The organism is Sphaerimonospora thailandensis (assembly GCF_016863115.1).
In the GTDB taxonomy this organism is placed as follows: domain Bacteria; phylum Actinomycetota; class Actinomycetes; order Streptosporangiales; family Streptosporangiaceae; genus Sphaerimonospora; species Sphaerimonospora cavernae.
In genome coordinates this window covers 67,860-87,035 of sequence record NZ_BOOG01000002.1, presented here as the reverse complement: position 1 = coordinate 87,035, position 19,176 = coordinate 67,860, and the positions used below count along the sequence as shown (strand labels likewise).

18 protein-coding genes are annotated in these 19,176 nt (G+C 70.4%); 3 read left to right on the top strand and 15 right to left on the bottom strand.

Features of this window, described 5'->3' with window-relative positions; translation table 11 throughout:
• Positions 1-109: 109 nt before the first annotated feature.
• The 14 genes from Mth01_RS00505 to Mth01_RS00440 all read right to left on the bottom strand — a co-directional run bounded on the left by Mth01_RS00505 (position 110) and on the right by Mth01_RS00440 (position 13,652).
• Complete coding sequence (locus tag Mth01_RS00505) at positions 110-460, bottom strand: hypothetical protein (RefSeq protein WP_204009596.1); 351 nt, start codon at positions 458-460, stop codon at positions 110-112.
• Between the two features lie 223 nt (positions 461-683).
• Entirely contained in the window at positions 684-1,004 is a 321-nt protein-coding gene (locus Mth01_RS00500) for a hypothetical protein (protein WP_204009593.1), read from the bottom strand.
• A 174-nt stretch (positions 1,005-1,178) separates the two neighbouring features.
• On the bottom strand, positions 1,179-4,166 hold the full coding sequence (locus tag Mth01_RS00495) for an FAD-binding and (Fe-S)-binding domain-containing protein (RefSeq protein ID WP_204009590.1): 2,988 nt from the start codon (positions 4,164-4,166) through the stop codon (positions 1,179-1,181).
• 6 nt (positions 4,167-4,172) lie between these two features.
• Complete coding sequence (locus Mth01_RS00490; RefSeq protein WP_204009587.1) at positions 4,173-5,939, bottom strand: thiamine pyrophosphate-dependent enzyme; 1,767 nt, start codon at positions 5,937-5,939, stop codon at positions 4,173-4,175.
• Between the two features lie 193 nt (positions 5,940-6,132).
• The gene (locus tag Mth01_RS00485; protein WP_204009584.1) at positions 6,133-6,537 is read right to left on the bottom strand and encodes a hypothetical protein; all 405 of its coding nucleotides are present in this window, start codon (positions 6,535-6,537) and stop codon (positions 6,133-6,135) included.
• 17 nt (positions 6,538-6,554) lie between these two features.
• Complete coding sequence (locus Mth01_RS00480; protein WP_204009581.1) at positions 6,555-7,304, bottom strand: NAD-dependent epimerase/dehydratase family protein; 750 nt, start codon at positions 7,302-7,304, stop codon at positions 6,555-6,557.
• Positions 7,292-8,029 (bottom strand): coenzyme F420-0:L-glutamate ligase, encoded by a 738-nt coding sequence (locus Mth01_RS00475; RefSeq protein ID WP_204009578.1) that lies wholly within the window; start codon positions 8,027-8,029, stop codon positions 7,292-7,294. The genes Mth01_RS00480 and Mth01_RS00475 overlap by 13 nt, the downstream gene beginning before the upstream one ends.
• Positions 8,029-9,105: a hypothetical protein gene (locus Mth01_RS00470; protein WP_204009575.1), complete on the bottom strand. Its 1,077-nt coding sequence runs from the start codon at positions 9,103-9,105 to the stop codon at positions 8,029-8,031. The genes Mth01_RS00475 and Mth01_RS00470 overlap by 1 nt, the downstream gene beginning before the upstream one ends.
• Positions 9,102-9,983, bottom strand: coding sequence for a phosphoenolpyruvate carboxykinase (ATP) (locus tag Mth01_RS00465; RefSeq protein ID WP_204009573.1), 882 nt, complete (start codon positions 9,981-9,983; stop codon positions 9,102-9,104). Before Mth01_RS00465 ends, Mth01_RS00470 begins: the two co-directional genes overlap by 4 nt.
• Entirely contained in the window at positions 9,980-11,206 is a 1,227-nt protein-coding gene (locus Mth01_RS00460; RefSeq protein WP_204009570.1) for a methionine adenosyltransferase, read from the bottom strand. Before Mth01_RS00460 ends, Mth01_RS00465 begins: the two co-directional genes overlap by 4 nt.
• Positions 11,154-12,086 carry a Gfo/Idh/MocA family protein gene (locus Mth01_RS00455; RefSeq protein WP_204009567.1) on the bottom strand — a complete coding sequence of 311 codons (933 nt, stop codon included), beginning with the start codon at positions 12,084-12,086 and terminating at the stop codon, positions 11,154-11,156. The genes Mth01_RS00460 and Mth01_RS00455 overlap by 53 nt, the downstream gene beginning before the upstream one ends.
• A gap of 8 nt (positions 12,087-12,094) precedes the next feature.
• Entirely contained in the window at positions 12,095-12,952 is an 858-nt protein-coding gene (locus Mth01_RS00450; protein ID WP_204009564.1) for a sugar phosphate isomerase/epimerase family protein, read from the bottom strand.
• A 65-nt stretch (positions 12,953-13,017) separates the two neighbouring features.
• Complete coding sequence (locus Mth01_RS00445) at positions 13,018-13,476, bottom strand: hypothetical protein (protein WP_204009560.1); 459 nt, start codon at positions 13,474-13,476, stop codon at positions 13,018-13,020.
• Entirely contained in the window at positions 13,473-13,652 is a 180-nt protein-coding gene (locus Mth01_RS00440) for a hypothetical protein (RefSeq protein ID WP_204009557.1), read from the bottom strand. The genes Mth01_RS00445 and Mth01_RS00440 overlap by 4 nt, the downstream gene beginning before the upstream one ends.
• Before the next feature lie 364 nt (positions 13,653-14,016).
• On the opposite strand from Mth01_RS00440, the gene Mth01_RS00435 reads away from it, so the two are divergent.
• The 3 genes from Mth01_RS00435 to Mth01_RS00425 all read left to right on the top strand — a co-directional run bounded on the left by Mth01_RS00435 (position 14,017) and on the right by Mth01_RS00425 (position 16,558).
• A complete protein-coding gene (locus Mth01_RS00435; RefSeq protein ID WP_204009554.1) occupies positions 14,017-14,859 on the top strand; it encodes a helix-turn-helix domain-containing protein in 843 nt (280 codons plus the stop codon).
• Positions 14,843-15,052, top strand: coding sequence for a DUF397 domain-containing protein (locus Mth01_RS00430; protein WP_204009551.1), 210 nt, complete (start codon positions 14,843-14,845; stop codon positions 15,050-15,052). Before Mth01_RS00435 ends, Mth01_RS00430 begins: the two co-directional genes overlap by 17 nt.
• A 402-nt stretch (positions 15,053-15,454) precedes the next feature.
• Positions 15,455-16,558, top strand: a complete 1,104-nt coding sequence (locus Mth01_RS00425) for an enolase C-terminal domain-like protein (RefSeq protein WP_239088897.1) — start codon at positions 15,455-15,457, stop codon at positions 16,556-16,558.
• On the opposite strand, the gene Mth01_RS00420 is transcribed toward Mth01_RS00425, so the two are convergent.
• A complete protein-coding gene (locus tag Mth01_RS00420) occupies positions 16,520-19,165 on the bottom strand; it encodes an AAA family ATPase (protein WP_204009545.1) in 2,646 nt (881 codons plus the stop codon). The two genes, Mth01_RS00425 and Mth01_RS00420, sit on opposite strands and share 39 nt — an antisense overlap.
• Positions 19,166-19,176: the final 11 nt, after the last annotated feature.

Below are 19,176 nucleotides of genomic sequence, written 5' to 3'. Positions count from 1 at the left end.
GCGACGTGCCCCTGAGCGCGTTCGCGGTGATCCAGGGTCAGGTCATCGGTATGTCATTTCCGTGGCAGTCGGCGTCGGCGTCCGTGGAGCGCCCGGAGAGCTTCCATGGTCACCATTGGACCCAAAGCCGCTGGTTGACGTTGCACGTCTGCATCCGCTGGTTGCAGACGGCAGCCTGAAAGCTGGCAAGCCCGTTCACAGTGATCGCCGCCTGCTGGGCCGGGGATCCGCCGCTGGTGTTGGTGGCGCTGCCGGTGCCGACGCCGGTGCCCGCGCCGGCGCCGCCTGCTCCGTTGCCCGAGACGGCGCCGGGAGCGGTGGGGTGCAGCACCATCGCGTTCGCGGCGACCGGCGACGATGCCAGTGCTCCAGCCGCCGCGACGGCGAGTGTTGCGAGCGTGAGCCACCGCATGCCGAACCGCACTCCGGCGAGCGGGACCCCCGCACTGTGACGAACCATTTCCTTCGTGCCCCTATCTGGTCATGAGGTGAGTGGGAACTCCCCGCTTGTATGGACATAACCGGCGTGAGATTGACTACCCCCGGCGGGGTGCCCGTCCCCATTTCAGATGATCTGCGCTCCAGATCATTACCCGTCCTTTTCTCCCCGCCCCGGTCGTGGTCGCGCACGGGCATTCTTGGTTCGTCTGATCTGTCGGACCGGTTCCACAGCGATCGTTCGTTCACGGCCAGTACCGGACGCCGGCACCCTGCTGCACATTGCAGAGAGCGAACCCCTGATCGCAGGCACCGGCCTGAAAGGTGTGATGCCCGTTGATTCCAAATGTGATCTGCTGGGCGGGGGACGCGGCGCTGGAGTTGATGGGACTCCCGCTGCCTCTGCCGTTGCCGCCCCCGCCTCCCGGGCCGGTTGACGTGGCAATGGGAACATCGGGCCGGACTGCCGCCGCATTCGCGGCGATCGGCGGGGAGGCGAGAGCCCCCGCGATCACGAGTGCGGCCAGCGCGGGCCACCGCATGCCGAGCGCCCTGGCGCGCGTCACCCGCGTACTGTGGCGAAGCATTCTCTTCACGCCCCTATTCGTGCTGTTCATGAGGTGAGCAGAAACTCTCCGGTTTGCCGGGACATAACCGGTGAGAGGGTGCCTACCCGTCGCCGAGGCGTGTGCGACCGCCCAGATGATCTCCGTTCCAGATCATTACCGCTCTTTTTTCCGTCAGGTGCCGATGAGGCGTTCTGGGTGGTCGCCGAGCGGGGTGCCCCGCTGGGCGGCGGCGAGGATCTCGGCGAGGTGCAGGCCCCGGCGGTCGGAGCCGGAATGCTCGATCTGCGTGCGGCAGCTGAACCCGTCGGCCAGCACCAGCGTGCCGGGGTCGGCGGCGCGGATCGCGGGCAGCAGCTCGTGCTCGGCGCAGGCCATCGAAACCTCCAGGTGGCCCGCCTCGAACCCGAAGTTCCCGGCCAGGCCGCAGCAGCCGCCGACCGCGTCGAGCCGTACGCCCGCCTCCTCCAGCAGCTCGCGGTCGGCGTCGTAGCCCAACACCGAGTGCTGGTGGCAGTGCGGCTGGGCGACCGCCGCCCGGTCGATCCGCGGCGGGCGCCATCCGTCGGTCCCGGTGAGCAGCTCGGCGAGCGTCCGGGTCTGCTCCCGCAGCCGGGAGACGTCCCGGTCGTGCGGGAACAGGTCGACGGCGTCGGCGCGGAACACCGCCGTGCAACTCGGCTCGAGGCCCACGATCGGGATCCCTCGGCGCAGCGCGGGCGCGAGGGTCCGCAGCGTACGGCGCAGCACCCGCTTGGCCATGCCGAGCTGACCGGTGGAGATCCAGGTCAGCCCGCAGCACAGGGTGCGCGGCGGCAGGAGGACCCGGTAGCCCGCCTCCTCAAGCACGTCGACGGCGGCCTGCCCGACGTGCGGGGTGAGGTTGTCGGTGAAGGTGTCCGGCCACAGCACCACCGGCCCCCGCTCGCCGCCGCCGCGCGGCCCGCGCCTGCGGTACCAGTCGCGCAGGCGCTCCCTCGCGAAGTACGGCACCGGCCGGGCGGGCTCCACCCCGGCCAGCCGCTTGCCGAGCCGGCCCAGCACCGGGGCGTGCGCGAGGGCGTTGACCGTACGCGGGGCCAGCGCGGCGAGCCGCGCCCACAGCGGCAGCCAGCCCATCGAATAGTGGGCGGCGGGACGGAGCCTGCCGGCGTAGTGGTGGGACAGGAACTCGGCCTTGTACGTCGCCATGTCGACTTCCATCGGGCAGTCATGGCGGCATCCCTTGCAGGACAGGCAGAGGTCGAGCGCGTCGCGCACCGCCGCCGAGCGCCAACCGTCCCGCACCGCGGAGTCGGCGTGGCCGTTCAGCATCTCGAACAGCAGCCGGGCCCGGCCGCGGGTGGAGTGCTCCTCCTCGCCGGTGGCCCGATAGGACGGGCACATCACCCCGCCGCTGTGCTGGCGGCACTTGCCGACGCCGACGCAGCGCATGACCGCCCGCTGGAAGCTGCCCTCGTCCTCGGGATAGCCGAAGTGGCGGGCCGGGTCGTCCGGGGTCCACTCCGGGCCCAGCCGCAGGTTCTCGTCCACCCGGTACGGTGCGACGATCTTGCCGGGATTCATTCGGTTGTCCGGGTCGAACACCGCCTTGACCTGCTCGAAAGCCCTGATCACCACCGGCCCGAACATCTTGGGCAGGAGCTGTCCGCGCGACTGGCCGTCGCCGTGCTCGCCGGACAGCGAACCGCCGTACGACACGACGAGGTCGGCGGCCCGGTCGAGAAAGGCGCGGAACTCGGCCACGCCGTCGGCGGTGACCAGATCGAACGGGATGCGGGTGTGCACGCAGCCCTGCCCGAAATGTCCGTACAGCGAGGCCTCGTCGTAGCCGAACTCCTTGAACAGTTTCCGCAGGTCGTCCAGGTAGCCGGCGAGTCGCTGGGGTGGAACGGCCGAGTCCTCCCAGCCCTCCCACGTCTCCCGCATGCCGGGGACACGGGCGGTGGCGCCCAGGCCCGACTCGCGGACCTCCCACAGCTCCTTTTCCACCTGCTTCTCGTCGGTGAAGTCGATGTGCGGGGCGTGTTCGGTGCGGCGCAGCTCCTCGATCAGGGCGCGGGCCTTCTCGTCCGCCTCCTCCCGTGACTCGCCGCCGAAGGAGACCATGAGCCAGCCGCCGCCTTCCGGCAGCCGGGTCAGGGCGTCGGGATGCATGTGCTTGCGGCGTTCGTAGTCCACGAGCCGGTCGTCCACGCCCTCCAGTTGGAGCGGGTCATGGCCGGCGATGTGCGGCACGGCGCGGGCGGCCGCGACGATGTCGTGGTAGCCGAGCAGGACCAGGGCCTCCGCCTTGGGCGCCGGCACCAGGCACAGCTCGGCCCGCAGCACCGTGACCAGCGTGCCCTCCGAGCCGACCAGCGCCCCGGCCAGATCGAAGACGCCCTCCGGCAGCAGCCGGTCGAGGTTGTAGCCGGACACCCGACGGGGGAAGTCGGGGAAGCGGCGGCGGATCTCCCCGGCGTGCGCGTCGACGATCGAGCGCAGCTCCCGGTAGATCTCCGCCCGCCGCCCGCCCGCTGCCGTGATCCGCGCGAACTCCTCCTCATCGGTCGGGCCCACCCACATGCGCAGCCCGTCGTAGGTGACGATCTCCAGCCGGGCGATGTTCTCGGCGGTCTTGCCGTACGCCTGGGCGGTGGAGCCGCAGGAGTTGTTGCCGATCATCCCGCCGAGCGTGCACTGGCCGTGGGTGGACGGGCGCGGCCCGAACATCAGCCCGGTGCCGGCCAGTTCCCGGTTGAGCACGTCGAGCACGACGCCGGGCTCGACGACGCAGGTCCCCGCCTCGGTGTCCACCGACACCAGGCGGTGGCAGTACTTCGACCAGTCGATGATGACGGCGGTGTTGCAGGTCTGCCCGGCGAGGCTGGTCCCGCCGCCGCGGGAGGTGATCGGCGCGTGGTGCTCGCGGCACACGGCGATCGCCTCCACCGCCGCGTCCACCGTGCGCGGCACCACCACGCCCAGCGGGACCTGACGGTAGTTCGACCCGTCGGTCGAGTACGCGCCGCGGGTGCCGGGGTCGAACCGCACCTCGCCGTCGACCCGTTCGGCGAGGTCGCGCTCCAGGTCGCGTACGCGCACGTACGGCTTGGCCCGCCGGGCGGCGGCGACCGACGGCGGCCGTGCCGATGAGATGTGGCTCAGCTGGCTGGTCATCGGCACTCACCTGCCCAGTTGGGAGATCTTGTCCTTGAAGAGCGTGGTGGCGATGGACGCCTTGTGCGGCTGCCCCTTCAGGAAGGCCTTGGCGAACTTCACCGCCTGGTCGTAGCCGACCTTGCCGGGCATCGGCGGCTCGTCGGGGTTGACGTTCACGTCGACCAGGGCGGGCCCGTCGTGTGCCAGGGCCTGCCGGACGGCCTCGTCGACATCCGCCGGGTCGGTGACCTTGCGGCCGTAACCACCGCAGGAGCGGGCCCAGGCGGAGAAGTCCGAGGCCGGCCGGCCGAACCGGACACCGTGCTCGGGGAAGCCGAGCACCATCTGCTCCCACAGGATCTGGCCGAGCGAGTCGTTGTTGTTGACGACGACCGTGATCGGGAGGTTCAGGTGGGCGGCGGTGAGGAACTCGGCCATCAGCATGGCGAAGCCGCCGTCCCCGATGAACGCGATCACCTGCCGTCCGGGGAAGGCGAGCTGCATCGCGATCGCGTACGGCAGGCCGGGCGCCATCGTGGCGAGGTTGCCGGACAGGTAGAACCGCCGGTTCCCTCTGATCGTCCAGTGCCGGGCCGCCCAGGTGGCGATCGTGCCGGAGTCGCAGGTGAGGATGGCGTCGTCGGAGGCCGCCCGGTCGATGCGGCCCATCAGGTACTGCGGGGCGATCGGGTCACGCTCGGGCGACTGCAGGGCGGTCATGTCGTCACGCCACCGGTCCATCGCCCGCTGGTACTTCTCCAGGTGGGCGCGGTCGGAGCGGGGTTTCAGCAGCGGCAGCAGGCCGGCGAGCCCCTCCCGGGCGTCGCCGATCATCGGCACCTCGGTCGGCAGGCGCACCCCGGCGCGGATCGGGTCGGCCTCGATCTGCACCACGCGGACCTTGCCCGGCTCGGGCAGGTGCTTGGTGTAGGGGAAGTTCGTGCCGGCCATCAGCAGCGTGTCGCAGTCCTCGATCAGCTCCTCGCCCGGCCGGGTGCCCAGCAGGCCGATCCCGCCCACGGCGTACGGAGAGTCGTCGGGGATGACGGCCTTGCCGGGCAGCGTCTTGATCACCGGTGCGCCGAGCACCTCGGCGACCGCGAGCACCTCCTCGCGGGCGTGCAGCGCGCCGGCCCCGGCGAGGATGGCCGGTCTCTCGCTCGCGTTCAGCACGTCGGCCGCCGCCTCCAGGTCCTCGGTGCGCGGCATTCCCGGCGGGGACAGGTAGATCGGAGCGGTCGCCGGCGGCCTGGCCGGGGCCACGTGCTGGTACGGGTCCTGGGTGGCGGGCGCCACCTGGACGTCGTTGGGGAGGCTGAGATGGGCCACGCCGCGGCGGGCGTAGGCGGTGCGGACCGCGATGTCGACCACGCCGGGAAGCTGCGTCGGGTTGTCGACGATCAGGTTGTACTCGGCGACGTCGGCGTAGAGGTGGTCGAGGTGGACCTCCTGCTGGTAGCCGGTCCCCAGCACGCTGGTCTCCTGCATGCCGGTGATCGCCAGCACGGGTTGGTGGTCCAGCTTGGCGTCGTAGAGCCCGTTGAGGAGGTGGATGCCGCCGGGTCCCGAGGTGGCCAGGCACACGCCGAGGCGGCCGGTCGCCTTGGCGTGCGCGGTCGCCATGAACGCGGCCGCCTCCTCGTGGTGGACGAGGACGAACCGGACCCGGTCGGACTGGCGGCGCAGCCCTTCCATGATTCCGTTGATGCCGTCGCCGGGGATGCCGAAGATCGTGTCGACACCCCAGTCGGCCAGCCGTTCGATGAGTACTTCAGCGGCGATTTCCGTCATACTCTGCCGCCTTGCCTCGATCTGATCGGACAAACCACCACCTAATGGAAAATTGCGAAACCTGATGGGTAGGGGGAGACCGTGATGACCGAGATCCCTCATGCCGAGCCACAGCATGAGCTATGGCCTGACCGGGGAGCAGGCCAAGTAAGTCAGGCGCTACCGCCTGTCCAGTTACTGTCCGATTTGCGGATTAGTAGTGCACGATGAGACGGATGCCGGACTCGGTGATGACTCTGCCCGTCATGCCACTGGGCATGGGCAGGCCGGTCGGGTAGGCCAGCAGCTCTGGATCGGCGGTGCGGCCCCGATTCCACACGCCGATCTGTTCGGCGATGCGGGTGGCGAGGTGGTGACCGAGTGGGCCGTGCCCTATGGCACCTAGCTGCCACCGCCCTGCGGTCTCTTCCGATCGCCAGAACGTGAAGTAGGCCAGCGAATCACCCTGAACGATGGCGGGGCTGCGCACGTAACGGTGGCGTTCCACGTGTCGCAGGGCGGCCTCGACGGTCGAAGAGAGGCTGTGGCTTACGAGGATGCGGTCGACCATGCGGCCGCGCAGGATTTCCGGGTACGTTTCGGGGGCGTTGTTCGTCATGTCCTTGTCGATACTGGCTAGGGGAGTTCATGGTCGGCGAAGGAGCCGCCTGTGAATTGGTCGGTGAGTGGCCCAGAGCTGGGGTGCTGGTCGGCGTTGTCGATGGGCTGGTAGCCGAGTGTGTCCCAGCCGGTGCGTGGCCACCATGACTCGGTGTTGCCGGAGGTGCCGTACACGGTGAGGAACCGACTCGGCAGCGGCCGGGTGGCCGCGGCGTGCAGCAGGGTGGTGGCGTCGCGAGGGCTGAGCCACGTCGCTCGGTGCCGGGGCTCGATGGGCCGCGCGCGGTAGCTGCCGATACGTATGACGACGATCTCCATGCCGGTCTTGTGGGCGTACAGATGGCCCAGTGCCTCTATAGTGACCTTGCTGACGGCGTAGAAACTGTCAGGCGCCAATGACGTCGGGACGCCAACGGGGTTCATGCCGGTGACGTGGTGGCTGCTGGCCAGCACCACGCGCGGCACCCGCTGGCGGCGGGCCGCCTCTAGCACATGGTGGGTTCCGATGATGTTGTGTTTGGCCATCTCGGCGAAGGGTCCCTCGCGAGTGATGCCCGCGAGGTGGACGACAGCCGACATCCCGGCGGCGGCCTTCTCGACCGCAACCTGGTCGTACAGATCCGCCTGGACGAACTCCGTGCCCGTGGGCGGCGCGTCTGCGGGCGCTCGCAGATCGAGTAGCCGTAGGGGTATGCCGCAGGCGGCGAGATCGGCGGCCAGGCGGGCACCGATGGCTCCGGCGGCCCCGGTGATCAGCAGGGCCACGGTCGATGGTGGAGCATCGCAGCCACGCCCTCGTCACTCATGGTGTAGGCGATGCCGCGCAGGACGGCGACGGGGGCACCGCGGCCGCGCTGCCCGAGGATGACGCCGGCTGCGGCTGCGGCGAGGTCGGTGAAGGTCTCCTCCTGACGTTTGCCGTCATGCTCGGTGATGCGCAGCGGGGTGATCCCGGCGGCACCGATGGAGATGACGGTCGCTCCGCGTCGGTCGGCGCGGCCGTCGGAGTCGGCGATCACGACAGCGACCTCTGCGCCGGTACAGGTGATCAAAGCGTGACGCAGAGCGCGGGCGGAGGCGTCCGGGTCCCGCGGTAGTAGCCACGCGCCCTCGCTCCCGGCGCGGTCGATCCCGGCGGAAGTGAGCTGGTGGCCGAGGGTGTGCCGGGCGATGATCGGGCCGCGCTCGGTTGCCAGGAAATGCTCGGTGGAGTTCTCCAGGATGAGTTGCACGATCTCCGCGGGTTTCCCCGTCGTGGCGGACAGTTCGACCGCCTCGGGTGAGGGGGTGACGCCGGCCAGTTCAACGTACCGCTTCTCCGCGATGGACACGACTTTGGAGGCGACCACCACGATGTCGCCGTTCCGTAGTTCGCTGCCGGTGCGGGTGAGGACGCCGGTGATGGCGGCGGTCAGGTCGTCGCCGGGTTGGATCTCGGGGAAGGGCTCCAGGGCGAAGGCGGAGAAGCCGGAGGTCGGGGTGATGATCATCATGAGGCTCCTGAAGGAGTGAGGACGGCGGCGTGCAGGCGGGCGTGGGCGGCGGCGAGCATCTGAGTCCGCTGCCGGGTCGTGGCGTGCTGGCCGCTGGTGAGCCAGTCGCGGACACGGCGGGTGTAGTGCGGCCACAGCCGGCGAGCCGCGTCGGGAGCCGGGGTGCCGGAGTTGACGGCGTGCCAGGCGTCCGCGGCGGGAAGCGGCCAGGGACGTTCATCATCGTATCTGCCGGGGTGCGGAGTGAGGCGGTCCAATGTGGTCAACATGGCCTCAAGACGCGCGGGTTCCAACTCGCGATCGGCGGTCCGGTAGGGCGCCGGGCACCGGCCCATCCAGCTTGTCCGGTTTGCCGGGGTGGGTTGCGGGGTCCAGCCGGCGGTCAGGTGCAGCAGCATGGGGACGGCCTGGTGGTAGATGGCCGGCAGATGGGGGAAGGAAACGGCGTGCTGTTTGGGCTGATCGAGTCGTACGCAGGCCACCGGGCCGCATGCGGCGGCTGTCAGCAAGAAGAGGGCGTCGATGCCGTACCCGTCCGCGCACGCCGACAGCTCTGACGGCAGATCGGTGGCGACCCGAAGGGCGGCGGCCAGGGCCGTGCGGGAGATAACGAGATCCCCGGCCAGTGGTTGGGGCACATCGTTCCCGGTTACGGCAGCGATCAGCGGCCGGGCGAGGTGGTTGGTGAGGTTGGCCTCGTCCCAGTGGCGTGGGTAGTCGGCGATCGCCATGGCGGCGCCGGCTTGTACGCGGTTCAGCAACGCGCGGTAGACCGCCGGGGCGGGGTTCCTGGTGTCGGTATCGGCGATCAGTACTGCCTCGGCGGTCGCGATCTCCGGGTGGCGGGCGGCAGCCAGGATCTGAGCGCCCTTGCCCCGCGCCAGGCCTGTCAACGCGCGCGTGCGAGCCTGCGTTGGTGCGGCGGCGAACCGCTCGGCCGTCTGCGGGGCGTCAGAGGAGTCGGCGTGGACGATGAACGCCCGCGCATCGTTCAGGGCGGCGTCGACGGCCGTGGTGACGGCAGCTATGGTGTACGGCTCGTTGCGGCTGGGGAGGATCGCGGCGGCGTTCATCCGGTCTCGGCCTCCTCGATGAGTAGGTCGGCGGCCGTCTGGGGGCATGGGGCGTATACGTAGTCGAACCGGCAGTCGGCAATCTGAGTGATGAGGTGGCTGCGCCAGCGGGCGCAGGCGGGGGTGTCCAGTGGCCAGACCGGCCCGTACGGTGCTCCGGTGATTCCGCCGAGTGGGGTGGGCAGGCCGGAGATGTAGCGGGCCATGTTCTCGCTCAACCGCAGCCGTTCGTTCACTGACAGCGGTTGTGCGGGCGTCAGCGACGCGGTGGCCAGAGCGGGGTGAACAGCCAGGCGCACGATCCGGCTCAGCCGGGCTGGGCCGGCGGCGAAGGGCTCCAGGACGCACTGGGGTTTGGGAGCGAGTGGCCTGCCCGGGTCGCGGATGGCGGCGGTGGGCTTGCCCGGCCATACCACCAGGCCGTCGTTATCGTCTTGGCCGATGACGACCAGATCGTCTCCGGCATGGACCCAGCCGCGCTCGCCCAGCGCGAGTGCGACTGATGTCTTCCCCGCTCCCTTGGCGCCGAGCAACAGCACTGCTTGCCCGCCCGAGGCGTACAGGGCGGTGGCGTGCACGGTGACCTTGCGCTGCTGCTGGCGGAGGCGTTCCAGCGCGGTGTAGGTGACGTACATCAGCGTGTCCGAGCCCGCGACGGACGGGGGAAGCTGGACGCGCACCGTGTTCGCATCGGCGGCGACATCCGCCGCCCCGACGGTCACCTCGACCGCCACCCTGCCCTGGCCGATGCCGGTTGACTGAAGGATCCAGCCGCCGGGCAAGGTGAGGCCGACCGTGCGAGCGGCTGTGGTGTCCGCTACCTCGGGCAGCGCCAGGACGGCGGACACGTAGCCGGTGGTTACCTGGTGCGTGGTCATGCGATCGCCTCGTCTAGGCAGGCCAGCAGGTGCTCGACCGATTCGACTCTGGGCAGGTACCGACCGGAGATTAGATCCGGCAACCAGTCGGTACGGCCCAGCGTGACGCGCACCAACTCCTCGGCATCACCGTTCGGTCGGTCCTTTCCGGTGGTGATCTCGACGGAGTCGGGCTGGCTGTAGGGAGCGCCGTTGCGCCACAGGAGCCCGATCCGGCACGGGCCGAACTCCGCGGCGACTGCGGCAGCGGCGGTATCAGCCAGCCAGCCGCCGACCTTGCCGACGTGATAGGCCGGATTCTTCCCGAATGCTGCTTCGTTGCCTGCCAGATGCGCCCCGTTGATCACCCCGGTGCGAGGATTACCCCGGCCGACCAGCCCATCCTCGCCGTAGTCGACGGCTGACCCCGACAGCGTGAAGTACTGGCCTGAGAGGGGACCGATGCGGCTGCCCCGGGTGTTGCACACCACCTGGACCCGACTGGCAAGCCGGTGTTCGAGCACGGCGGACAGCTCACGGGCCGCGGCCGTGACCACGTCGTCGAACTCGGTCGAGGTGGTCAGGTGTCCAGCCAGGGCGGGCACGCAGACGGTAATAGTGAAGGTGTCGTCATTTCGCACGACGAGGGCCTTGATGTCGCTGCCGGCCCACGCGTAGCGACGGAACCATGCTTCGGCCAGCAGTGCGACAGTCTCAGCGGCCGTGCGCGGTGCGGAGCCGACGAGATAAGCGGTGTCATTGGAGAACGCCCGGGGCCGCTCGGGCAGGTCCTCCAGCGAGCGAGGGGTGAACCAATGGGAGAATTTACTGGAGCTGGTCGTCTCGTGGCGGATCTCCAGCCGCACCCGGTCAAAGCCCGGCAGCGCGGCGCGAAGGTGGTCGACGGCCGCTTGCTCAAGGATCTCCCGCACCGCCAGCGGCCGTCCGGCGAATGACGTGGAGATCCGGCCGCCGAAGACGATCCGCAGCGGCCGATCGTAGGCCCCGTCCGCCTCGGCGAAGGCCGCACGGCCTCCCAGGACGGCGACCTTGTCCAGATTGTGGTGCAGCACCGCGCCCGCCACGTCCAAGCAGTGCCTGCTGTAGCGGATGGAGGCGAGTTCGGCGATGCCGTCGGCAAGGGTGTCAGGGTGGCCGACACCCTTGCGTTCGACGACTTCGACAGCCAGTTCATGCGGCAGCGGCGTCCGCTGCCCGGACCACGTGCGCGTCGTGGTAGACACGGTCGATCACCTCCAGTGTGCGCCGAAGCGCCGACAGCGGGAACAGACAGGGATGAACGGGACCTTCGGCGGCGTCGAGCACCGACGTGTACATCCGGCGCCGCAGTTCCTCATGAGTTGGAGCGGCATCGGCGACGCCGAGTCCGGCTTCGAGGTTGCGACCGCGCACCCATAGACGCCGCCCACCGGCGAGATGCAGGACGACTTCATGGCGAGGCGGGCCAGGGTGATCGACGCGGGCGTCGATGCGTCCCGTCTGTCCGCCGGCCAGGACGAAGTCGGCGATGACCTGGTCTTCGGTCTCGGCCAGTCCTCGCCGGTGGACCACCGTGGCCTCCGCCGTCCGAACATCCCCCGGCATGAGCCGCAGGGCCAGAGCCAGGCCATGGATGGCCTGCTGATGCAGCACCCCGCCGGCTGCGGAGTGAGTGCGGCGCCAGCCACGGAAGTAGCCTGCGTCGCGCCTCACGCTCAGCAGCACCTCCGTACGCTCGATCACTGGGGACCGCGCGAGAAGCCCGTCCAGTCCGGGAGCGAAGTGCGACTGGAAGCCCACGAAGATGCGCTCATCACGGGGTTGGGAGGCGAGGGCGGCGGGGTCAGTGGTGGCGGGCTTCTCCACGAGCACCATGGCCCCGGACGCGGCGGCCTCCCGCGCCGCTGCGAGCGCCGTTCCGGGCGGGGCGGCCACCACCACCAGTTCTGGAGACAGCGCGGCCAGCGCGGGCCGCCAGGAGGCGAACAGCGGAGTGCCCGGCGGCAACTCGGCGCGTGGGCACGGATCGGCGACACCAGCCACCGTCACTCCGGGTGTGTCAGCGAGTGCGACGAGGTGTTTGGCACCGACCTCCCCGGCTCCGACCAGCAGCACCCGACTCACGGCGGCTTTCACCTCAGCCCTCCCGGAAGTGACGTGCGCAGGAACGCAGCCCCAGCGGTGAGCGCCTCGGCCGGGGTGTCACGCACATGGGTCTCCAGCGCGTACGGCAGCACTGGACAGGCGGCGTGCAGCAGCGGCAACACCTCGCCGTACGGCACACACCCCGTCCCGGCCGGGCAGAAGACCCGCCCTCCGTCAGCGCCCACGTGGTAGTCCTTGACATGCAGGTAACCCACGTACGGGGCCAGAGCCCGGATCACTTCGGGTGTGGCCTGGCCGAGTTCGTGCAGGTTCGCCACATCCAGCCACAACCCCAGGCCCTGTCCGTGGTACCGCCCCAGGACCTCCAGCAGCGGCTCGGCGTGGGCGACAGTGCACACCGGCTCGTTCTCCAGCAGGAGTCGCACGCCAGCCCGCTCAGCCATGTTCAGGGCCTTGGCCAGCAGCGGATCGCCGGCGAACCCCTCGGTCAGCTCCGGCTCGACCCGTAGGTGGGAGAAGACCCGCACTACCGGCGCACCGAGGATCGTGGCGGCTTCGAAAGCCCGTTCCACCCAGCCCAGCCGCTGATCAGGCGGGACCTGGGTAGGGAAACCGAAGGTGTCAACCCGGCCTGGCCGTGCTTCGGGATGGCACCACTTCCACAGCGGCGAGGCCAGCGCTGCCACCTTCAGGCCGCGCTCGTCGGCCAGGGTCCGAATGTGCCGCAGCCGGTCGTCGGGCAGCATCAGCGCGTTGGCGCCCTCGGCCGAGCGGATCTCCAGATGCCCGATCCCCAGCTTCACCGCCAGGTTCAGGCCCGGGACCGGATCGGGGCCGAGCTCATCGGGGTTGAGCACCAGCGCAGAGGCCGGGCATGTGACCACAGTCGATCTCTCCTTCGAGGAAATCAGGTGCGAACGAGCAAGCGGATCGGGAACGTTGGGGTGGCTCATCGGGCCTGCCCGGTGAGTAGGCGACGCCACCACTCGTACGCCTCCCGGCGGCCCCACCGCTCCGCCGTCCATGACACGGCGGGAACGCCGGGGCGGGGGAGGGTGCAGCGGCAGATCTGGTAGGTCCCGCCGTAGGAAATCAGCTCATAGACGGTCATGACGCAGCCGCAGGTGTGCTCGATCACGCGGCCCCGCTGTCCGAGGCTTTCCTCAATCCAGCGGAACGCCGTACGTCCGGGGAGCGGAACGGCAGGATGCGGCGAGACACCCGGGCAGTCCTCGTCTTCCGCCTCGGCCTTGTCCTCCGCCTCGGCGAGGATGCCGAGCATTCTCTCGGCGGCTGCGCTCAGGGCACCGCGCGCGGGGCGGGTTGGCTGGGCGTTCGCCGCCGGTGAGGACGCCGTCGGTGAGGATGTCGCCCGAGCGGACGCCACCGAGAATGACGCATGGGTCATCGCGACGCCTCCTCGGCCAGGCGCTCCTGTACGGCGACCGCCGCCGCCAGTTCGGCCTCGTCGTCGGCGTCGACGGTGCGGGAAGCACCGGCCTTCTCGGCGGCTGGGGAGAACGGCTTCTCACGGCTGGCCCACAGGCGGCCGGCGTCGCTGACGATGACGCGCCAGCCAGGCATGACCCCCTTGTGTGTCAATTCGTTGCTGATGGCCTGGGCACTACTCTGGAGCACGGGTCGGACCTCCTAGCGTCCGATCAAGGGCCTGCCAGGGGTATGCAGCACCCCTGGCCGGCCCGTTTCTGTTGCCCTGACGGGCGGGTGCCTCCCTTGCCGGACAGCGAAAACGGTCCAAGGCACGCAGCCAATGACGCGAACCCCATGCTTGACCCGTCCGAGCCGTCTCTCTCGGTGGAGACGCAACTCATAGTGACTTGGGAATCTCATGATGGCAATGACTTCCTAGAAATAAGTCGATGGCCAGTCCGATATGGGAAGTTTTGGAAATTGTGGGATCGGGATTGCCTGTGGGAGACTCTCCGGCATGAAGCATTCGACGGTTCGGCTGCGCCGTCTGGCGCGTGAGCTGCGCACACTTCGCGCAGGTGCCGACTTAACGACGGAGGACGCCGCCGAGCAGATCGGGTGGTCCAGATCGAAGCTCAACCGGTTCGAGACCGGTCGCGGCGCCCCCGCACCCGAGGACGTGGCGGCGCTCTGCCACCTGTACTGCGCGGAGGACGAGACCACCAAGGCCATGGTGCAGCTCGCCCACGAGGTGACCCGGCGCGGCTGGTGGACCGCCTACTCCGACGTCCTCTCGGGCAGCTACGTGGAGTTCGAGGCGGAGGCCCGGGCCATCCGCAAGTGGGAGCCGCTGCTGATCCCCGGCCTGCTGCAGAGCGAGGACTACGCTCGCGCGATCATTGAAGCCGGTTACCCCGACAGGCCCGGCATCGAGCTGGAGCGCCGGGTGGACGCGCGGATGCAGCGGAAGATCAGCCTGCTCGGCAGCCGGGCGCCGACACTGCATGTCCTCCTCGCCGAGGAGGCGCTGTGCCGGCCGATCGGGGCGCCCGGCGTCATGACCAGGCAGTTGGACGACCTGCTTGAGGCCATGGAGCGGCCGAACATCACGGTCCAGGTGCTGCCGCAGCGAGTCGGCGCACACTGCGGGTTTGAGGGCGCGTTCTCAGTGCTGTCCTTCGGGGAGGACCCCGATCTCGGGTACGCGGAGTGCCCGGCGGGGGAGGTGTACGTGGAGGCGGCCGACCAGGTGCGAGACCTTATCCTGACCTTTGAGCGTCTCGCCGGCGCCTGCCTGTCCCCTGACGAGTCCGCGGCGCGCATCGCCGCGGCTAGGAGTGAGCATGACCGACTTGCCTGACCTGTCCGGCGCCCAGTGGCGGAAGTCCCGTCGCAGCGCCCAGAACAACGACTGCGTCGAGGTGGCGACCAACCTGCCCGGTGTCATCGGCGTCCGGGACAGCAAGAACCCCACCGGCCCCGCGCTGGCCTTCACCCCGAGCGAGTGGGCCGCCTTCATCGGCGGCGTCAGGGATGGCGAGTTCGACATTTAGGGAGTATTTGGCAGATGCTGTCCGTCGCGAGCGTGGATCCAGGCGGATGCATCGCAAGCCGGAGGAGGAGCTCGTAGCGGGGAGCCTGCGTGCGACGAGTCCGGCGCGGCGAAGCGCCGTCTGGGCCGCGCAGCAGGACATGATCTGCCAAACATGACCTAGTTCGGTGCCTAGAATCCGGTGCCCAACCACAGCGCCTCGGTCCGCTTACGGTGCGGGCCGGGGCGCTGGCGGCATGTGGAGGCGTCCGGGGAAAAGTGGGCTGGCGCACCGTGTCGGCCCGCCTCGGTGCGGGCATGCTGGCCGTGCCGCTGCCACCCGATGGCGAACGTGGGTGCCCCTGCTGCGTTTCGCCGCAGGTGCTTGCCGCTGCCCCCCCATGATCGATGGGATGACGACGACGTGGTCGACGATGTGATCCATGAGGTGTGCGCCGCGGCCTACCGGGTGCCGACCGACCGCCCCGAGGCCGACGGCACTTTCGCCTGGGATGCGACGACGATGGTGGTGGCCGAGGTTCGCGCGGGCACCGTCACGGGCACGGGGTGGAGCTACGCGCCCGCCGCGGCCGCGCGGTTGGTCACCGAGTTGCTGGCCCCCGTGGTGACCGGGGCGTCCGCCATGGACATCCCGGCGATCTGGCGGGCCATGGACCGTCGGGTGCGCAACGCCGGACGGCCGGGGCTCGCCGCGTACGCGATCTCCGCGGTGGACGTCGCCCTCTGGGATCTCAAGGCCAAGCTGCTGAACGTCCCGCTGACCCGCCTTTTCGGCGCCGTCCACGACCGGGTCCCGGTGTACGGCTCGGGCGGGTTCACCACCTACGACGACGCCACCACCGCCGCGCAACTGCGGCACTGGGTGCACGAACAGGGCATCGGCCGCGTGAAGCTCAAAATCGGTGAGTCGTGGGGTACGGCTCCCGCCCGCGATCTGCACCGCATCGCCCTCGCCCGCGAGGTGATCGGCCCGGAGGCCGAGCTGTACGTCGACGCCAACGGCGGCTATACGGCCAAGCAGGCCATCCGGCTGGAGCGTCGGATGCGTGACCACGACGTGGTGTGGTTCGAGGAGCCGGTCTCGTCCGACGACCTGGCCGGTCTGCGGCTGGTGCGCGAGCGAGCCGACGCCGACGTGGCCGCCGGCGAGTACGGCGGGGACCAGGTCTACTTCACCCGGATGTGCGAGGCGGACGCGGTCGACTGCCTGCAGATCGACGCCACCCGCTGCGGTGGCTACACCGGCTGGTTCGGCGCGGCGGCGGTCGCGGCGGGACACAACCTCCAGGTGTCGGCGCACTGCGCGCCGAACCTGCACGTTCCGGCGGCCGCGGCGACGCCCAACCTGCGTCACGTGGAGTGGTTCCACGATCACGTGCGGATCGAGAGCGAGCTGTTCGACGGGGCGGCCGACCCGGCCGGCGGCGTCGTGCGCGCGGGCGCGGACAGGCCCGGTCTCGGCCTGACGCTACGGCACGAGGCCGCGGAACGCCATCGCGTCGGTTAGAGCGTGATCTCCGGACTCCACTGCCGGCTCCACTGCCGGCTCCACTGCGGACCCCACGGCCGACTCCGCTGGGGACTCCACTCCGGAGCGCAGGATCGACGGCAGATCGGCCCTCCGGGTGATCTTCAGCTTCCGGTAGGTCCGCGTCAGGTGCTGTTCCACGGTGCTCACCGTGATGTAAAGCTTCCCGGCGATCTCCCTGTTGGTGTGTCCGGCCGCCGCCAGCGCGGCGACCCGGCGCTCCGCACCGCTCAGCAGGTCGACCGGCCCGGCCGCCGCCGCGAGCGCCGGCCGCCCCGCACCCAGACGGGCCTGCGCGGCTTCGGACCGCCAGGGGACGAGTTCCGGCACGTCGAGGTCCCACGCCGCCATGAGGCCGCCGCAGAGCTGGAAGTCGCGAAGCGCCGCGGCCGGCTGCCCGGTCGCCATGAGGTGACGCCCCCGTGCGTGCAGGTAGTGCAGTCCGTACCGCGTCTGGAACATCGCCTCGGAGACCGGCCTGTCGAGGTGTTCGGCGGCCTCCCCGTGCCTGCCCGCCGCCGTCAGTGCGAGCACCAGGCTGGCCAGGGGACCGCCGACGGCGACCCCCCAGCTGCTCGGCGGGATGATGTCGAGGGCGAGGCGGGCCTGATGTTCGGCACACCGCATGTCGCCCTGCCGTACCGCGATCTCGGCGCGTACGGCGGCCAGCCTGGCCCGGCGGCTGGGCGTGTGCCCGGACGCGGCCTGCATGCCGAAGAGCTCGCACCACGAGGCGGCGCGCTCGCAGCGGCCGCCGTAGGCGAGGGCGAGGAGGCCGTTCTCCACGGTGTCGGTCGACGTCCCGTCGCGGTGGCAGGCGTGCAGGATCCCCTCGACGGCGTCCAGGTCCTCCTCCCGCGGCCCCCTGGACAGGACCTCGGTGAGGACGACGGCCGTCTCCAGTCGCCGGTTGGACTCCGGCGAGACGGCGCCTTCGGCGCCGCGCTCCCGCACCGGGTGACTCAGATGAACCTTGAGCGGTGGAAACGTCGCACGCAGCCACAGCCGGGTGACCATGAGTTCGATGTGCGTCTCCGGATCGGCCGCCGCACCGATGCGGTTGAGGTGCTCCAGCACGTCGCGGGCGTCGTCGAACCGGCCGTGCCACAGCAGCGCCCGCGCCAGCACGACGACGTCGTCTCCGCGCAGGCTGCCCCGGCGCGCCGCGTCCGCCAGTTCCGCGAGATGGGCGGTGGACGTGCCGGGATCGATCCGCCATTCGGCCCGGACGAGCATCATGGTGATCCTCGCGCGCCGGTCCTCGTCGGAGCATCCGCGGCCGGCCAGCCGGAGATAGGCGGCGGCCTGCCGCACGTGTCCGGCCCGCAGCGCGGTACCGGCCGCCTCCTCCAGGACCGGGACGACCCATGGCTCCTCCACCGGGCCCGCCTCCAGCAGGTGCTCCGCCACAGCGGACGGGGTCGCCCCGGCCTCGTGGAGCAACTCAGCGGCACGTGCGTGCAGGCCCATCCGCCGCCCGCGGTCCATCTCGGCCAGTACGGCGGCGCGGGCCGCCTCGTGCCGGAAACGACCTCGGTCCACCAGGCCGGCGGTGGTGAGAGCGGCCAACTCCCGCTCGACGTCGGCGCCGCCCGATCCGAGCGGCCCGGCGAGCAGGGCGGCGAGCAGACTGGCGAGGCGCCCGTGATGCCCGAGGTGTCGTGGATCTTGGAGATCCCCCGGGTGATCGGGGTATCGGGTCGGTCCGGGCGCGTTGAGGACCGCCAGCCCCCAGGCCACCCTGAGCGTCCGCCGGTCGGCGCGGTGCAGGCACGACAGTATGGCCTGGCCGTACCGGCCGCCTGCCACGACCCCGGCCGGCGGTTCAGCCGGGGCCGAGCGGGCGAGGTCCTGGTAGTCGTCGGCCAGCGCGGCGGCCAGCAGCGGGTTGCCCCCGCTGAGCGCGTGCCAGTCGTCGGCGAAGCGCTCAGCGGTCTGTCCGCCGAGCCGCTCGGCGACCACGGAGACGACCCCCTGCCGCGACAGCGGGACGAGCCTGATCCGATGACAGTGCGGCTGGCGCAGCAGCTCGGCGTGGAAGAGCGCGTCATGTCGGCCGTGGTCGGCGAGCAGGACCATGATTCTCGCGGCCCGCACTCGTCTGGCCAGATAGGCCAGGCAGAGCAGCGAGGCGCGGTCGGCGTGGTGCGCGTCGTCGACGACGATCACCAGCGGATAGCGCTCGGACAGCTCCAGCAGGATCGTGCAGAGCCCGTGGACGATCTGGGCGTCCACCTGCTGAAGGACGTCTACCCGGGAGCCCCAGGAGATCACGCCCGGCAGCGCCCCGCCCGCGCCCTCGCCCAGCAGGGCGACCGCTCGTTCGCGCTCCCGCCGGACCAGCGGCGCCTCCTGGATGAGCTGGCCCAGGACGCCGAGCGGCAGGCTCCGCTCCATCCGGGAGCCGGTCGCGATGATCGGCAGCGCCCCCAGGCCCAGGCACCGCTCCGCGAACGCGTGCAGCAACTCGCTCTTGCCGATCGCGATGGCCCCGTCGACCAGAACGATCCTGCCCCTGCCGGCCAGGGCGTCGCCGAGCAGCCCCGCCAGGCGGGTCATCTCCGCGTCTCGTTCCACCAGGCTCATGACAGCCGCCT

Bases quoted from the DNA above. Each gene is read 5' to 3' on its own strand.
- Mth01_RS00505 (WP_204009596.1), bottom strand. From the start codon at position 460: ATGGTTCGTCACAGTGCGGGGGTCCCGCTCGCCGGAGTGCGGTTCGGC.
- Mth01_RS00495 (WP_204009590.1), bottom strand. From the start codon at position 4,166: ATGACCAGCCAGCTGAGCCACATCTCATCGGCACGGCCGCCGTCGGTC.
- Mth01_RS00490 (WP_204009587.1), bottom strand. From the start codon at position 5,939: ATGACGGAAATCGCCGCTGAAGTACTCATCGAACGGCTGGCCGACTGG.
- Mth01_RS00485 (WP_204009584.1), bottom strand. From the start codon at position 6,537: ATGACGAACAACGCCCCCGAAACGTACCCGGAAATCCTGCGCGGCCGC.
- Mth01_RS00475 (WP_204009578.1), bottom strand. From the start codon at position 8,029: ATGATCATCACCCCGACCTCCGGCTTCTCCGCCTTCGCCCTGGAGCCC.
- Mth01_RS00470 (WP_204009575.1), bottom strand. From the start codon at position 9,105: ATGAACGCCGCCGCGATCCTCCCCAGCCGCAACGAGCCGTACACCATA.
- Mth01_RS00465 (WP_204009573.1), bottom strand. From the start codon at position 9,983: ATGACCACGCACCAGGTAACCACCGGCTACGTGTCCGCCGTCCTGGCG.
- Mth01_RS00445 (WP_204009560.1), bottom strand. From the start codon at position 13,476: ATGACCCATGCGTCATTCTCGGTGGCGTCCGCTCGGGCGACATCCTCA.
- Mth01_RS00440 (WP_204009557.1), bottom strand. From the start codon at position 13,652: ATGCCTGGCTGGCGCGTCATCGTCAGCGACGCCGGCCGCCTGTGGGCC.
- Mth01_RS00435 (WP_204009554.1), top strand. From the start codon at position 14,017: ATGAAGCATTCGACGGTTCGGCTGCGCCGTCTGGCGCGTGAGCTGCGC.
- Mth01_RS00430 (WP_204009551.1), top strand. From the start codon at position 14,843: ATGACCGACTTGCCTGACCTGTCCGGCGCCCAGTGGCGGAAGTCCCGT.
- Mth01_RS00420 (WP_204009545.1), bottom strand. From the start codon at position 19,165: ATGAGCCTGGTGGAACGAGACGCGGAGATGACCCGCCTGGCGGGGCTG.